The organism is Pseudomonas ekonensis (assembly GCF_019145435.1).
Lineage (GTDB): Bacteria > Pseudomonadota > Gammaproteobacteria > Pseudomonadales > Pseudomonadaceae > Aquipseudomonas > Aquipseudomonas ekonensis.
In genome coordinates this window covers 2,135,394-2,151,348 of sequence record NZ_JAHSTS010000001.1, presented here as the reverse complement: position 1 = coordinate 2,151,348, position 15,955 = coordinate 2,135,394, and the positions used below count along the sequence as shown (strand labels likewise).

The 15,955-nt window shown below is 66.0% G+C and carries 13 protein-coding genes; 12 read left to right on the top strand and 1 reads right to left on the bottom strand.

The window, feature by feature from the left end; genetic code table 11:
* Positions 1–91 precede the first annotated feature (91 nt).
* The 6 genes from KVG96_RS09540 to KVG96_RS09515 all read left to right on the top strand — a co-directional run bounded on the left by KVG96_RS09540 (position 92) and on the right by KVG96_RS09515 (position 7,606).
* A complete protein-coding gene (locus KVG96_RS09540) occupies positions 92–292 on the top strand; it encodes a hypothetical protein (protein ID WP_217892481.1) in 201 nt (66 codons plus the stop codon).
* 265 nt (positions 293–557) lie between these two features.
* On the top strand, positions 558–1,811 hold the full coding sequence (locus KVG96_RS09535) for an MFS transporter (protein WP_217891797.1): 1,254 nt from the start codon (positions 558–560) through the stop codon (positions 1,809–1,811).
* 9 nt (positions 1,812–1,820) lie between these two features.
* Positions 1,821–2,951 carry a LuxE/PaaK family acyltransferase gene (locus KVG96_RS09530; protein WP_217891796.1) on the top strand — a complete coding sequence of 377 codons (1,131 nt, stop codon included), beginning with the start codon at positions 1,821–1,823 and terminating at the stop codon, positions 2,949–2,951.
* Between the two features lies 1 nt (position 2,952).
* Complete coding sequence (locus tag KVG96_RS09525; protein WP_217891795.1) at positions 2,953–5,355, top strand: aldehyde dehydrogenase family protein; 2,403 nt, start codon at positions 2,953–2,955, stop codon at positions 5,353–5,355.
* A 47-nt stretch (positions 5,356–5,402) separates the two neighbouring features.
* Positions 5,403–6,695: a phenylacetate--CoA ligase family protein gene (locus tag KVG96_RS09520; protein WP_217891794.1), complete on the top strand. Its 1,293-nt coding sequence runs from the start codon at positions 5,403–5,405 to the stop codon at positions 6,693–6,695.
* Complete coding sequence (locus KVG96_RS09515; RefSeq protein ID WP_217891793.1) at positions 6,695–7,606, top strand: GNAT family N-acetyltransferase; 912 nt, start codon at positions 6,695–6,697, stop codon at positions 7,604–7,606. Before KVG96_RS09520 ends, KVG96_RS09515 begins: the two co-directional genes overlap by 1 nt.
* Positions 7,607–7,648: 42 nt before the next feature.
* Here the strand turns inward: KVG96_RS09515 and KVG96_RS09510 are convergent, their stop codons facing one another.
* The gene (locus tag KVG96_RS09510; protein WP_217891792.1) at positions 7,649–8,182 is read right to left on the bottom strand and encodes a hypothetical protein; all 534 of its coding nucleotides are present in this window, start codon (positions 8,180–8,182) and stop codon (positions 7,649–7,651) included.
* A gap of 377 nt (positions 8,183–8,559) precedes the next feature.
* On the opposite strand from KVG96_RS09510, the gene KVG96_RS09505 reads away from it, so the two are divergent.
* The 6 genes from KVG96_RS09505 (at position 8,560) to glgA (ending at position 15,937) form a co-directional block, all read left to right on the top strand.
* Positions 8,560–10,545, top strand: coding sequence for a methyl-accepting chemotaxis protein (locus KVG96_RS09505; RefSeq protein WP_217891791.1), 1,986 nt, complete (start codon positions 8,560–8,562; stop codon positions 10,543–10,545).
* A 277-nt stretch (positions 10,546–10,822) separates the two neighbouring features.
* Positions 10,823–11,269 (top strand): DUF411 domain-containing protein, encoded by a 447-nt coding sequence (locus KVG96_RS09500; RefSeq protein WP_217891790.1) that lies wholly within the window; start codon positions 10,823–10,825, stop codon positions 11,267–11,269.
* On the top strand, positions 11,269–11,703 hold the full coding sequence (locus KVG96_RS09495; protein WP_217891789.1) for a YqaA family protein: 435 nt from the start codon (positions 11,269–11,271) through the stop codon (positions 11,701–11,703). Before KVG96_RS09500 ends, KVG96_RS09495 begins: the two co-directional genes overlap by 1 nt.
* 86 nt (positions 11,704–11,789) lie before the next feature.
* Complete coding sequence (locus KVG96_RS09490; protein WP_217891788.1) at positions 11,790–12,830, top strand: alpha/beta fold hydrolase; 1,041 nt, start codon at positions 11,790–11,792, stop codon at positions 12,828–12,830.
* Positions 12,831–12,843: 13 nt separating this feature from the next.
* Positions 12,844–13,797, top strand: a complete 954-nt coding sequence (locus tag KVG96_RS09485) for a D-2-hydroxyacid dehydrogenase family protein (protein WP_217891787.1) — start codon at positions 12,844–12,846, stop codon at positions 13,795–13,797.
* A 553-nt stretch (positions 13,798–14,350) separates the two neighbouring features.
* Complete coding sequence (gene glgA, locus KVG96_RS09480) at positions 14,351–15,937, top strand: glycogen synthase GlgA (protein ID WP_217891786.1); 1,587 nt, start codon at positions 14,351–14,353, stop codon at positions 15,935–15,937.
* Positions 15,938–15,955 lie beyond the last annotated feature (18 nt).

The window sequence follows — 15,955 nt, the reverse complement described above, 5'->3', positions numbered from 1 at the left end:
TTCCTGAATCTTGGAATGTATCCGGTTTGTATCGGCTTGCATGCCATGCGCTTACCGTATTGCGGGGATGCGCAGCAGCGGGCGGGGTCTCATGTTACAGCCGATGACGAGTTTTGGCTCGCAGGCGGCGTTAACCATGAGGATTTTTGAAATGCTGCGTCGAATCACCTGGCTGATTCCGGTTCTTGCACTGCTGACCCTCAGCGGCTGCATCATCTTCCCCCACGACGGCTGGCATGGCGGTCACCGCTACTACGCTCCGCAAGGACCCGGCTATTACTACCATCGGTGAGCCCTGCCGCTCATGAGCCTGTCGCGCTCCATCCAACTGTAACCAATTGATGAACCCCTGAAGGAATGCCCACGAGGATGTGGGCATTTTTCATGGGCGACACACACCTGAATCGCATCGAAAACTTAACCAGGCAATGTTGGAAATGATCTTCTAGCAATACGGTGTAAATCGGCCAGACATCGAGTCACACCTGCGGCGTGGCAGCCTCCCGCCCCCGCCCCCTACTCTTTGCGCTCCTCATCGATTAATGCCAAGGACGCGCATGCAAAGAACCCTCATCCCCCTGAAGCCCGCCCAGGTGTTCGGCTTTTGCCTGGCCATCACCCTGTTCGAATGCCTGACCTACCTGGCCAGCGACATGGTCATGCCCGCGATGTCGGCCGTCACCCGCGAGCTGCAAGCCGATACGCGCCATGTCCCGTATGCCTTTCATCTCTACCTGATCGGCGGCGCCTGCCTGCAATGGCTGATCGGCCCCCTGTCGGACCGTTTCGGCCGGCGCCCCGCCCTGTTGGCCGGCTGCGCGCTGTTCACTGCGGCCTGCGCGGCGGCAGGGGCCACCCACAGCATTGAAGCCTTCAATGCCTTGCGCTTTGTGCAAGGCATCGGGCTGGGTTTTGTCGTGGCCGTCAGCTACCCCGCATTGCAGGAAGCGTTCCGCGAGGCCGACGCCGTGCGCCTCATGGCGCTGCTGGGCAACGTCGCCTTGCTGTCTCCCCTGTTGGGGCCGTTGCTCGGCAGTCTTTTGCTGGAATGGATCGGTTGGCGCGACCTGTTTCTGGGCCTGGGCATCGCCGGCGCCGTTGCGTGGATCGGGCTTTACCTGTGCATGCCGGAAACCGTCGCCCATCTGCGGCACGGCCGCACGCGACAGGCTCCGTCCCCGCTTGGCTGGCGCCGGATCTGCCGCCGCTACCTGACGCTGCTGCGCAACCGCAGGTTCGTTGGAGCTTGCCTCGCCTTGGGCCTGATGAGCTTGCCGCTGATGGCCTGGATCGGGCTGGCGCCCCTGCTGCTGATCGAAGTCTCAGGCCTGTCTACCCGAGCGTACGCGCTGTGGCAGATTCCGGTGTTTTGCGCAGTCATCGCCGGCAACCTGATCCTCGACCGCTTGCTGGCGAGCCGCGAACTGCCCGCCGTGATCCGCCTTTCGCTCTGGCCTTTCTGCCTCGGGCTGCTGATCCTGGCCGGCACGGCCGCGACCTCGCCCTCGGTCGCCTGGCTGATCGGCGGGCTTTCGGTCTACGCCCTCGGCGTGGGCATGAGCAACGCCGCCCTGTATCGCCTGGCGCTGTTCGCCAGCGATGACAGCAAAGGCCTGGTGTCCGCCGCCGCGGGCATGCTTTCCATCGGCGTCATGGGGGCCGGCGGCGCCCTCATCGTCGCCGCCGGCGGCGGCACCCGGCTGGCCGCCTTCGCCCTCTGGGCCGCGCTGGGCGGCCTGCTCAGCCTGCCCCTGCTCCACCGTTTCCTGCACGCAATGCCAAACGGCAGAACCTCTGTGACACAACAATAAGGACAATCCATGTTCCGTTTCCCACACAGCGATGCGCTCTGCGCGTTGACGCAACCCTATTGCCCGCAATCCGTACCGCCGGGCCTGTTCGACCGGGCCATGGCCGAAGTGAGCCGGTTCCATGCCCGGCACACGCCCGGCTATGAGGCCTGGCTCCAGGCCAACGGCCTGACGGTCGCGGACCTGGACAGCCTCGATGACTGGTCGCGGCTGCCGCCGGTGTTCGCCAACTTCTTCAAGCGCCGGATGCTGCTCAGCCCGACCGGCGAAGACGCCCTGGAACTCACCTCATCCGGCACCAGCGGCCAGAAAAGCCGCATGCGCTATGACCGGCGCAGCCTGGAGGCCGCGCAATTCATGGTCGGCCGGATCTTCAGCCACTACGGCTGGGACACGCCGCACGCGCCCTGCAATTACCTGCTGCTGAGCTACGAGCCCCAGGGCCGCATCAGCCTGGGCACCTCCTACACCGATCAGTTCCTGTGCCGGTTCGCCCCGGCCCGCCGGGTGACCTACGCCTTGCGCCCGACCGCCGACGGTCACCGCTTCGACCTGTTCGGCGTCGTCCAGGCGCTGCAGTCGTTCGCCGAGGAAGGCCTGCCGGTACGGATCCTCGGCTTTCCCGCGTTTCTCTGGCAGGCGCTGCAACACATGAGCGCCCAGGGCCTGCCTGACCTGCGACTGGCGCCGGACTCGCTGGCGTTCTTCGGCGGCGGCTGGAAGGCCCGCACCAGCGAAGAGATCCCCAAACAGCAGTTCTATCAACGCATTCATCAACAGTTGGGCATCACGCTTGCCCGCTGCCGCGACGGCTACGGCGCGGTCGAACACGCGGTGCCCTACATCGAATGCGCCCGGCACCGCTTCCACGTGCCGGTGTACGCCAAGGCGTTCGTGCGCGATCCGGCGGATTTGCGTGCCCAGCCCTACGGCCGTCCGGGCCTGCTGGGCTTCGTTTCACCCTACATCACCTCGAGCCCGGCCCATGCCGTGGTCATGAGCGACCTCGCCACCCTGCACCCCGGCGCCGACTGCGGCTGCGGCCTGACCGGCGACTGGTTCGAACTGCACGGCCGCGCCGGCACCAGCGCCGGCAGGAGTTGCGCCATCGCCGCCGCCGAACTGTTGGAGACCCACTGACATGTACCTGATCAACGGACACCTGCGCGATGACTGCACCCTCAGCGCCGCATTGGAACACTTGCGCGCCGAACTGCCGCAACGCCTGGCAACCGCAGTGCGCTCAGCGACCGTCATCGCTGCGGCCGCAGCCCTTGCCGAACGTCTGCGGGACACCTCTGCCCTGCCGATCCTGGAAGCCGGGCAACGCCAGGCGCTGATCGACTTCTGCCAGCCGTCAGCGCTGCTCGAGAAATTCGAACGCGAGCTCGGCGAACAAGCGGCCTCCTTGCGCCGCACCGACTACCGAAACTCGCGCTTTGAAGGCTGGAGCCCGCTGGGCCTGGTGGTTCACATCACCCCGGGCAATGCGCCGCTGCTGGCGTTCTGCGCCGTGGTCGAAAGCTTGCTGGCCGGCAACGTCAACTGGTTGCGCCCCAGCGCCAGCGACACAGGACTGACTGCGCAACTGCTGCACGCGCTGGTGCAGTGCGTCCCCGACGGCCTGCTCGCCGGCCATGTGGCAGTGCTGCCGGCCACCACCGCACAGACCCGCGAGCTGTGCCAATGGGCCGACGGCGTCTCGGCCTGGGGCGGCGAAACGGCGTTGCAGGCGATCAGCCGACAGTTGCCGCCCGGCTGCCGCTGGATCGACTGGGGCCACCGCATCAGCTTTGCCTACCTGACCCCGGACAGCGCCTCGCCGGCGACACTGGAGGCGGTGGCCGACGAAGTCTGCCGCCTCGACCAGCAGGCCTGCTCCAGCCCGCAATGGCTGCTGGTGGACAGCGACGAGCCAGCGGTGCTGCAGCGGATCGGCGCCGAGCTGGCCCAGGCGTTCGAACGGCGCGCGCACCACTGGCCGCCTCTGGAGCCGACCCTTGAAGAAGCGTCGGAGATCACCACCCGGACGGCGATGGCCCGGCTGGGCCGGCACTTCGCCGCAGAGACCGGCCACGTCTGGGACGGCCGGCACTGGCGGGTGATCTGGACCCACGAGCAGGCGCTGACACCGTCTCCGCTGTTCCGCACCCTGCACCTCTGTCCGGTGCCCCGTGCGCAGTTGACGGAAACCCTGCTGCCGTGGCGCAACAGGCTGCAAAGCTGCGCGCTGCTGTGCACCGAACAGGACGTGGCCGACCTGTCGCGCCGGCTGCTCACTGCTGGCGTCACCCGTCTTGCGCCGATCCAGTCCATCCATGACGGCTACCCCGGCGAACCCCACGATGGCGTCTACGCCTTGCAGCGCCTGAGCCGGAGGGTGTCGGTCGGCCTGCCTGCGACCCTGTCGGGCAGCCGCACCACGCTGGATGAGGTGCCTGCCGCACCGCCGCCCGGCGACCGGCCGATCCTGTCCAAGGACGCCTTCGTCCAGCGGCCGGTCAACCCGGCGGCGCAGCTGTACTTCCGCTCCGGCGGCAGCAGCGGCGCCCCGGCGCTCGCCGGCTTCAGCCACCGCGATTTCCGCCGCCACATGCGCGCCACCGCCGATGGTTTGTTTGCGGCAGGCCTGGAACCGGCCCGGGACAGGGTGATGAACCTGTTCTTCAGCGGCGGGCTGTACGGCGGCTTCTTCAGTTTCGCCAAGGCCCTGGAACTGCTCGACGCCACCCACCTGCCCATGGGCGCCCCGGCCGATGACGATTACCGCGAAATCGTGGACTTGATCATTCGCCTGCGGGTGACGGTGCTGGTCGGCATGCCCAGCACCCTGCACCGCCTGTTCCTCGACGGACAGGAACGCCTGCGGGCCTACGGCGGCCTGGAAAAGGTGTTCACCGGCGGCGAGCACCTGAGCGAACAAAGCCGTGCATTGATGCAGGGCTGCGGCGTCTTGCTGATCCGCTCGGCCATCTACGGCAGCGTCGACGCAGGTCCCTTGGGGCACGCCTGCCGCGCCACGGCCGATGGCACCTTTCATCTGATGAGCGAGACCCAACGGTTGGAGATCGTCACGTTCGATGCCGACCGCCCGGTGGACGGTCAGGAGCCCGGACGCCTGCTCTTCACCTCGATCGCACGCGAAGGCCAGGACGTGCAGCGCTATGACATCGGCGACAGCGGCCGCTGGCTGCCGGGCCGCTGCGCCTGCGGCCTGGCTTCGCCGCGGTTCGAACTGCTGGATCGCCACGGCAAGCTCATCCGCATCGGCACCGATTTCCTCTCCCTCACCGAGCTTGCGCAGCACCTGCAAACGCCGTTTCAGGTGCTGCTCGACCATGCCCCCGACGGCCTCGAACGCCTGCGGATTCGCAGCGAACGGCCGGTCGGGGATGCCCGCCAACGACTGCTGGGCTACCCGACGCTGGCAACCTTGATCAACACCGGACTGCTGACGCTGGAGATCGAAACGTTCCCTGCCGAGCGCTTCACCCGCAACCGGCACAGCGGCAAGACGCCGTTGCTGATCGATTCGCGGCGCTGATGGACGGCGCGGCGCTTATTCACCCTGATTTCACTGTCGAGAACATCATGCAGAACACTTCAACGTTGAACGGGCTGGTGACCTTCGCCCGTCGGCATTCGCGCTTCTACCGACGGCTTCATGCAGACGCGCCACGGGACATCGACTCACTTGCCCAACTGCCGGTCGTCGATCCCGGCGAGTACTGGAAAGACGCCCAACGCCTTGACCGTTGGCCGGTGCTGACGGGCGAGGCGGACAGCGCCCTGGTGTTCAAGACCGGCGGCACCACCGGCGACGGCAAGCTGTCGGTGTTCAGCCGTGACGAATGGCTGACGCTGACCCGCGACTTCGGCCGCAGCCTGGCCCTGCAACTGGCCCCCGGCGACCGGGTGGCCAACCTGTTTTTCGCAGGCGACCTGTACGCCAGTTTTGTTTTCGTCCACGACGCCCTTGCGCACGTCGGGACAGCCGTCACCGAGTATCCCTTCACCGGTAGCGTGGATCCGGCCCCCTTGGCCGAGGCCATCGTCCGCCACCGGATCAACGTATTGGCCGGTGTGCCCGCGCAGTTGCTGACGTTCGCCGCCTGGCTCGCCGGCCGGAACCGGGCGCTGGAGGGCGTCACCGCCGTGCTCTACGGCGGCGAAAGCGTGTTCGCCGGTCAGCGGCGATTGCTCGAACGGGCATTCCCCAAGGCTCAGGTGGCGTCCATCGGTTATGCCAGCGTCGATGCCGGACTCATCGGCACCCGCCATCCCGATTGCGCGATGGACGAACACCGCACGCCGGACGGCCACAGCCTGCTGGAGATCCTCGACGAGGAGTCGGGCGAGCCCATCGAAGCCTGCGACCGCACCGGCCGGCTGGTGATCACCAACCTCACCCGCCGCTTGATGCCGTTGATCCGCTATCCGGTCGGCGACCTCGCCTGTTGGCGGGAACCGCCCGGAACGCCGCAGCGCAAGTTTGCGCTGACGGGCCGCAGCAGCGACAGCCAGCGGGTAAGGGTCGGCATCCTGAGCCTGGAGCCGCATGCCATCGGCGAGTGCGTGCGGCGCATCACCGCGAGCGACGATTGGCAGTTGCTCATCGAGCAATGCGAGGGCCGGGACGTCGTCAGCCTGAACTGGGTGCCGGGCGCCTCAGGCCCTGACACCGGGATTGCAGCCGGGGATTCGCTGCGCGATGCGCTGACCGAACAGAACCCGCAGATCGAACGGCTGACCGCCGACGGTTTGCTGGAACTGCGCATCTGCCGCTGCACCGTGGAACAGTTGCTGCGCCATCCGCGCTCGGGCAAACAGCGGCGGGTGGTGGATCTGCGTCCCTACGAAAGTCAGCGCCAGGAGCAGCCGTGATGGAGCCGGTCATTCTGCGGCGCTACCGCAGCGACGATGCGGCCGCCGTCACGCGGTTGTTCCGCGAGGTCTACGCACACCATTACGTTCAACCCCAGGTGTACCTGCCCCGCATGATCACCCAGAACCAAACGGATGGCCGCTGGCATTCCCTGCTGGCGGTGAGCGCTGACCGGGTGGTGGGGCATGCGGCGCTGATCCGCGCCGAGGGCGGGCGCACCGCCGAACTGGCGCTGAGCGTGGTGCACCCCGATGCCCGCGGCCGAAGCATCGCGACACGGCTGGGCCGGGAACTGTTGACCCGCGCCGAGGCCATGGGTTACCGGGGCGTGACGATCAAGCAAGTGACCCGGCATCCCTACACCCAGCGCATGGCCGAAACGCTCGGTTTTCACGGCACCGCGCTGTTTGCGGACTACGCGCCCTCGCCGGTCGGCGATCCCGAACCGGAATCCGTCGTCATCGGCTACCGGCCCCTCTCCGGCCATCGGCGGCCTCTGCCCGCGCAGCGCTGGCCACACAGTTCTCGGCGCTTCATGCAGCACCTGTGCGATGTCTTCGGCACGGATCACCGAGCGCAGCCCTGGGTCGGGCCTGCGGCGCGCCTGCGATTGCACGGCGACCGCTACGATGGGGTGTTTGAGGCGCTCGACGCGGAGTTGGCCCGGCAGTTGATCAGCCTGCCGGAACGCTGGCGGATTTCCCTCAGGCTCAGGCTGGGGCAAGACTTCGCCACGGATCTGCAGACCCTGTCGCAGGCCGGGTTCGTGTTTTGCGGCGTGACGCCGGATGAAGGGAGCGACGGCTGGATGGCGCTGTTCCACCGGGGCATGCGGCAGCGCGCGCTGACGTTGCACTGCCCTTACATGCAGGGTTTGCAGGACGACCTGCAGCGGGTCGCCCGGCCTTGACGCTAAAAGGCCCGCCTTGAGGGGGCGGGCCTTTGTCGTTCGTCACGCCTTGGCGTTGACGCCCTTGTCGGTCGGAAGGGCGCGTTCGCCGCCCTGTCCGTAAGTCTTCAGGTTCTGCAGCACGTAAATGGCTTTCTTGTATTCCGGAATCAACCCGTTGGCGTACTTGTTGCCCTTGAGGTTGTTGTTCTGGATGGTGTCCAGCTGGGTGGCGAAATACTCCAGGGCGTTGAACTTGGCATCCGGGTCCTTCTGGACGCCGAAGCGGTCGAACTTGTCGCCGGCGTTGAGCAAGGTCATCGCGGTGATGTCGGAGATCAGCCCACGGCTGCGCAGAAACGTGCTCAGGGTGCCCAACTGCTTGGGCGAAACGTTTTCCGGATCGAATCCCTTGATGTTCTTGTGCAGGCGCTGCCTGTCCATCTCAGCCGTGTTGAGCGCCGTGGGGTCGTTGCCCACGAGGGCGAGCATCTGCTTGACCTTGACGCTTTGGGAGACGGGCTTGCTCGATGAACGGGTGTCTCTGACCAACAGGCCTGCCTTGCTTTGCCAGGCGCCGGTATAGCCGACGGTCATGATTGGGCTCCTTGCGGGATGAACATGGAAAGTCCTTGGTGAACGACTTGAACTGGCCGCGAGTATCGGTCGGCAAAGTGATAGCACCAACCGTTTTCTGTCCTTTTTTACAATTCTTGTACATTTTCGACACAAATGGCGGACAGCCCGAATCCATTGGCCTAGAGCGGCATAAGGGAGCGGCCAAAGTAGTTTTTTTGCTCTAACGTACGGTCCGGTTAGTTTCTCTGTAACAGTCCGGATACGTCCGTTTGTCGCCGCCTGCCGTTCTGGCACGAAAGTACCTAAAGCTTCGCGAAACGCCGACGATAGCTAAGGACACCTGCGTGTTTTTTTCGCTGCCCACAATAAGAATCGCCGCTCAAGGACTGGTCTTCATGCCCGCATTCCGCACCATTCAGGCTCGCTACACCTTGTTTCTGGTTCTGTTCATCCTCCTGCTCTCTGTGTTGACCGTGGTCGGCATCAGTCAGTTGGTCGCGCCCAAGCTGCGCCAGACCGAAGAGCAAGTGGCGCTCAACCGGATCGCCGAAGTCGCCGAACAGATCCAGGGCGAACTGAACAAGGTCCAGGCCCAGCAACGCAGCATCACCCAGACCGTCCCCCTGCTCGACAGCGCGGCCATCGACGCGGTGCTGCCGGGCCTGGTGGATCAGTACGGCGAACTCAAGGTGTTCGGCGGCGGCATCTGGCCGCTGCCGGGCCAGCGCGAGGCCGGGCGCAACAAATTCAGCACGTTCTGGCACCGCGACGCCTCGGGCAAACTGGCGGTGAACACCTTCTGGAACAGCGATGCGGCCCCCAACTACTACGACCAGAGCTGGTACAAGGGCGGCATGCAGACCCCGCGCGGCCAGTGCGCCTGGGCCGCCGCCTACAAGGACGACGCCAGCGCCGAGCCACGCACCAACTGCGCCATGGCCATCCAGAAGAACGGCGCAGCCTGGGGCGTGTCGACCATCGACGTGACGCTGGGCTTCTTCAACGACCTGGTGGCGCGCAAGGAAAAAGACCTCAACGCGCAAATGCTGATCGTCGAGGCCGACGGCAAGATCATCAGCAACAGCTCGCGCATCAACGGGCCGATCGTGCTCAAGAACATCAGCGAGCTGAATTCGCCTTTCGCCAGCCAGGTCAAGGCCGGCCTGCAGCAGCGCGACCGGACCCAACGCAGCGAGTTCGACGACAACGGCGAAGCCAGCACCTTCTTCATGCGCCCGATCGAAGGCACCCCGTGGTTCCTGGCCACCGCCCTGCCGACCCGCACCATCACCGCCCAGCGCGACGACGTGCTCGGCACCCTGAGCCTTTTGCAGATTCCGTTGGTGATCCTGCTGGTGCTGTGGCAGGTCTACGCCATCCGCCAACTGATCCAGCGCATGAAGGCCCTCAAGGCCAACATCGATTCCCTGTCCAGCGGCGACGCCGACCTGACCCGGCGCATCACCATCCGCGCCGAAGACGAACTGGGGGCCATCGGCCACTCGGTCAATGCGTTCATCGCCTATCTGCAGAACATGATCGGCGAAGTGACCCAGGCCACCGGCGCCATGGCCTCGAGCCTGGACAACCTGCAACGCACCTCGGCGCACACCAGCCAGATCCTTTTGCGCCACGCCTCGGAAACCGACCAGACCGTCACGGCCATCAATGAAATGAGCTCGACCGCCGAAAGCGTCGCGCAGAACGCCGCCGAGACCGCCGCGTTCACCCGCCGCGCCAACGAAAACGCCGACCGCTCGCGGGTCGTCGTCGGCGAGGCCTCCGGCAGCGTGGTGGCCCTGATCGACGAAGTGGCCAGCGCCACCCACAAGGTCGAAAGCATGCAACAGGACGCCCAGCGCATCACCGAAATCCTCGGGGTGATCGGCGCCATCGCCGGCCAAACCAACCTGCTGGCCCTCAACGCCGCCATCGAAGCGGCCCGCGCCGGCGAGCAAGGCCGCGGCTTTGCCGTGGTGGCCGATGAGGTCCGCGCCCTCGCCGCCCGCACCCAGGCCAGCACCTCGGAAATCAACGAAATGCTGTCCCGTCTGACCCAGGGCGTGAGCTCATCAGTCAGCGCCATGGAAAACACCCAGGCCAGTTGCCAATCGGCCGCCGACGCCACCGCCCGGGTCAACGCAGGGCTGGACGAGATGGCCGGCTCCGTCGGCCACATCAACAGCCTGAGCGCCCAGATCGCCACCGCCGCCGAGCAGCAAAGCGCCGTGACCGAAGAGATCAACCGCAGCATGGTGCAGATCCGGCAGATGGTCGATGAACTGGTGCAGAGCGGCCAGGCCAGCGAACTCAACACCCGCCAACTGGCGGAGGCGAACGGCCGGGTGAGCGCGATCATGGGGCGGTTCAAGGTGAGGTGACTGCAAGCTGCAAGCTGCAAGCCGCAAGCCGCAAGCCGCAAGCTGCAAGCTGCAAGCTGCAAGCTGCAAGCTGCAAGCCGCAAGCCGCAAGCTGCAAGCTGCAAGCCGCAAGCCGCAAGCCGCAAGCTGCAAGCTGCAAGCTGCAAGCTGCAAGCCATCAGCTTGGGGCTTAAAGCTTGCAGCTTGAAGCTTTTAGTAACACTCCGTTGATGCCGAGCAGGAAAAACCGGTCAGAATGCGTTCCTTTTCTGGCCGTCACCCGAGTCGAGAATCTGCCATGCGAAACCACCTGCGTCTGACCGCCCTGGGCGTCCTGCTCTTCTCTTCCCTGGCCCAGGCCGCCGACCTCATCCCCATCGAAGTCCACCGCGACGCCAACTGCGGCTGCTGCAAGAAATGGGTCAGCCACCTGGAGGCCAACGGCTTCAAGGTCGAGGACCATGTCGAGTCCGACATGAGCGCCTTCAAGCAACAGCACGGCGTGCCGCCGCGCCTGGCGTCCTGCCACACGGCGATCCTCAACGGCAAGTTCGTCGAAGGCCACGTGCCCGCCGAACAGGTGCGGGCCCTGAGCCAGCGCGACGACCTGCTCGGCGTGGCCGCGCCCGGCATGCCGATGGGCTCGCCGGGCATGGAGATGGACGGCATGAGCGACGCCTATCAGGTCATCGGCCTGAAAAGGGACGGCACTGACGTGGTGGTGGCGGACTACCCGGCACACTGATGGCCACGGTGTACGTCGGGCTGTTCCTGGCTGCGTTCGGGGCGGCGACCCTGCTGCCCCTGCAATCGGAAGCGGCGCTGGTGGGCCTGCTGGCCAGCGACCGCTACTGGCTCTGGGGCCTGCTGGCGGTGGCGACGGCAGGCAACGTCCTCGGCTCGCTGGTGAACTGGTGGCTGGGGCGGGGGCTCGAGCGGTTTCAGGACCGGCGCTGGTTTCCGGTCAGCCCACGGCACATGGATCGCGCACGCACCCACTACCGGCGCTTCGGTCGCTGGTCGCTGCTGTTCAGCTGGCTGCCGGTGATCGGCGATCCGCTGACGCTGGTGGCCGGCGCCATGCGCGAACCGCTCGCCCGTTTCCTGCTCATCGTCACGTTCGCCAAGGGCGCCCGCTACGCAGTGCTGGCCCTGCTGACCCTGGGCTGGACCGGTTGAACGTTTCCGTGCGGGCATTGCCTCTGTTTAACGTCGCCCTAATCCGGCCGTTCCAGCATCGGCCGATTTCCACCGGAGTCCGCCCCATGCCCGTCCCGCTCCGCCGCTGGTTGCCCGGCCTGTTCCTGGGCACCGCCCTGCCGTTGACTGCCCTGCCATTGACCGCACTCGCCGAAGCCCCGCAGTACGGCCCCGAACTGCAAGGTTTCGAATACCCCTACGCGCTCAAGCACTTCGCCTTCGAGTCCCAGGGCCAATCCCTGCAGATGGGCTACATGGATGTCGCCGCCCACGGCAAGGCCAACGGGCGCACCGTGGTGCTGATGCACGGCAAGAACTTTTGCGGCGCCACCTGGGACAGCTCGATCAAGGCCCTGAGCGACGCCGGCTACCGGGTGATCGCACCGGACCAGATCGGCTTCTGCACCTCCAGCAAACCCGCGCATTACCAGTACACGTTCCAGCAACTGGCGGCCAACACCCAGCAATTGCTCAAGGCGCTGGGCGTGCAGAAAGCCACGCTGCTCGGTCATTCCACCGGCGGCATGCTCGCCACCCGTTACGCCCTGCTGTATCCCGACCAGGTTGAGCGGCTGGCGCTGGTCAACCCCATTGGCCTGGAAGACTGGAAAGCCCTGGGCGTCCCCTACCGCACCGTGGACCTGTGGTATCAGCGCGAACTGAAGGTCACCGCCCAAGGCATCCGCGACTACGAACGCAGCACCTATTACGGCGGCCGCTGGAAGCCCGAGTTCGACCGCTGGGTGGACATGCTCGCGGGCTTGAGCAACGGCCCGGGCAAGACCCAGGTCGCCTGGAACTCGGCGCTGATCTACGACATGATCTTCACCCAGCCCGTCTACTACGAGTTCAAGGACCTGAAGATGCCGACCCTGCTGCTGATCGGCACCTCGGACACCACCGCCATCGGCAAGGACATCGCCCCGCCGCCGGTGAAGGCCAGGATCGGCCGTTACGACGAGCTCGGCAAACAGGTCGCCCGGCTGATCCCACAGTCCACGCTGGTGGAGTTCCCGGGCCTCGGCCACGCGCCACAGATGGAAGAGCCCGCGCAGTTCCACAAGGCGCTGCTGGGCTGGCTGGACAACACCCCTCCCGTTCGTTGAAGAGGTAAGGCTGATGGCGGTACAGATTGCAGTGCTCGATGACTGGCAGGACGTGGCCCGCGACGTGGTCGACTGGTCGGTGCTGGACCCTCTGGGCGAGGTGACGTTCCTCCACGACTACCCGGCGGACAACGCCACCCTGGCCGCACGCCTGGCCCGCTTCGACGTGATCTGCGTGATGCGCGAACGCACCCGCTTCGACGAAGACCTGCTCGGGCGTCTGCCGAACCTCAAGCTGCTGGTCACCGGCGGCATGCGCAACGCCGCGCTGGACATGCCCGCCGCCGCCCGGCTGGGGATCAAGGTCTGCGGCACCGACAGCTACAGGCACGCCGCGCCGGAACTGACCTGGGCGCTGGTCATGGCCGCCACCCGCAACCTGGTCAACGAAGCCAACGCCCTGCGCGCCGGCCAGTGGCAGCAGGGTCTGGGCGGCGACCTGCACGGCAAGACCCTGGGCATCCTGGGGCTGGGCGCCATCGGTCAGCGGGTGGCGCAGTTCGGTCAGGTGTTCGGCATGCGCGTGATCGCCTGGAGCGAGAACCTTACGGCCGAGCGCGCGGCGCAGGCCGGCGTCACCCTTGTCGGCAAGCAGGCACTGTTCGAGCAGGCCGATGTGCTGTCGGTGCATCTGGTGCTCGGCGAGCGCAGCCGTGGCCTGGTGGATGCCCAGGCGTTGGGCTGGATGAAGCCGACGGCGCTGCTGGTCAACACCGCGCGGGGCCCGATCGTCGACGAAGCGGCGCTGATCAAGGCCTTGCAGAAGCGGCAGATCGCCGGGGCCGCGCTGGACGTGTACGACCAGGAGCCGCTGCCGTCGCTGCATCCGTTCCGCACGCTGAACAACGTGCTGGCCACGCCTCATGTCGGTTATGTCAGCCGGCAGAACTACAGCCTGTTCTTTTCGCAGATGATCGAAGGCATTCAGGCCTGGGCGGCCGGTGAACCGCTGCGTTTGCTCAACTGACGCCCCTCGCGGGCAGGTTCGCTTCTACAGACGAATGCTGTGGCCACGAACCTGCCCGCGGTGATGCCTGACTGTCTCCCCGCCAACAGTACTGTCCGCACCGCAACAGTGCACCTGCCCCTTCCCCGCGCCCGGAATCGTGACTGATCGGTCACCAACATGGGGCCACGCCCACCGCAAAACCTGCACTTCGTCGGTGCGCCCGGCCCCGCAACCCACGGTTTCCAAGGCCCGGAAACGGATTGTCAAACAATTCATGCGTTTGTCATGGCCCGCTCTAGGATCTGGCCTAGACTGATTTTCGCGGTACAAGACCGGCCGGTCACAAAGTGGAAAAACAATAGAAACTTTTGCTGACCGCGGCGGGTCATCAGAAAGACAGGGCCAAGGCGGCTGGTTCGACTCTTGCAATGGCCTCTTCACCCATTCTGCTTGCGCGTGTTGGGTAGCGTGTGCTCTCCGATGCGTGGCGCGTTTGCGCCCGGCCACAGGATCCGGCCATGGACATCGCTTGTTCAAGACAAGAACCAGTTCAAAGACACGGGAGATTCAAATGATCAGAGCGGCATTGGATATTCAGGGAGAGCGTGCCCATTCGTCCCTCGGCGACGCGAACGCCATGACCGTCCCCGGCAGCCGGTCGATCAACGCCCCGGCGGCCCGCCCGCTGACGCCGGCGACCGGTCAGAACCCCAACCGCAAGAAAGTGCTGTTCGTCACCTCGGAGATCGCCGACCTGGTCAAGACCGGCGGCCTGGGCGACGTCTCGGCCGCCCTGCCCCGGGCCATGGCGCACCTGCACGATGTCCGCGTGCTGATCCCCGGCTACCCGCAAGTGATGAACAGCGAAAACCCGATCCACGTCGTCGGCGAACTGGGCGGCCACGCGGCGTTGCCGCCGTGCAGGATCGGGCGCATGGACATGCCCGACGGCCTGGTCATCTATGTGCTGATCTGCCCCGAACTCTATGCCCGCGAGGGCTCGCCCTACGGCGCCAACAACGGCCGCGACTGGCCGGACAACCACATCCGCTTCGCCCGCCTGGGGCTGGCCGCCGCCGACATCGCCGCCAATCTCGCGCAGATCCACTGGTGCCCGGACCTGGTGCACGCCCATGACTGGCCCGCCGGCCTGGCCCCCGCCTACATGCACTGGCGCGGGCAGCGCACCCCGACCCTGTTCACCATCCACAACCTGGCCTACCAGGGCGTGACCAGCCTGGGCTCCTGCCCGGAACTGGGCATCCCCGCCCATGCCCTGCAACAGGAAGGCATGGAGTTCTACGGCAAGATGTCGTTCCTCAAGGCCGGCATGGCCTATTCGAGCCACATCACCACGGTCAGCGCCACCTACGCGCAGGAAATCACCACGCCGGACTTCGGCTGCGGCCTGGACGGCTTTCTTGCCGCCAAGACCCAGCAAGGCCTGCTCAGCGGCATCCCCAACGGCATCGACGAGAGCTGGGACGCGGCGACCGACCCGCACCTGTTCGCGCCCTTCGCCATCGGCGACTGGGACGGCAAGGCGACCAACGCCGACCACGTGCGCGAACTGTTCGGCCTGGACGACTGCGACGGCCCGCTGTTCGCCGTGGTCTCGCGGCTGGTCTACCAAAAAGGCCTGGACCTGACCGAGGCGGTGTCGGAGTACATCGTGCGCAACGGCGGCCAGATCGCGATCATCGGCCGCGGCGAGCCGGAAGAGGAACAGGCCATGCGCGAACTGGCCCTGCGCTTTCCGGGGCGGATCGGCGTGCGCATCGGTTTCAACGAGACCGACGCCCGGCGGATGTTCGCCGGCAGCGATTTCCTGCTGATGCCCTCGCGCTACGAGCCCTGCGGATTGAGCCAGATGTACGCCCAGCGCTTCGGTTCGCTGCCGGTGGCACGCAACACCGGCGGCCTGGCCGACACCATCGAGAACGGCGTCACCGGGTTCCTGTTCAACGAATCCACGGCCGACAGTTACCGCGAAGCGTTGAGCCGCGCCTTCAAGGTGTTCGCCTACCCCGGCCTGCTCAACGCCATGCGCTGCCGGGCGATGGCCGCACCGTTCAACTGGTGCAAGGCCGTCGAGCCCTACGCCGAACTCTATGAGCAATTGGTGGCCAAGGCGCTGGGCAAAGCGAGCCACAAGTAACCAGGGAGGTTGTCAGCG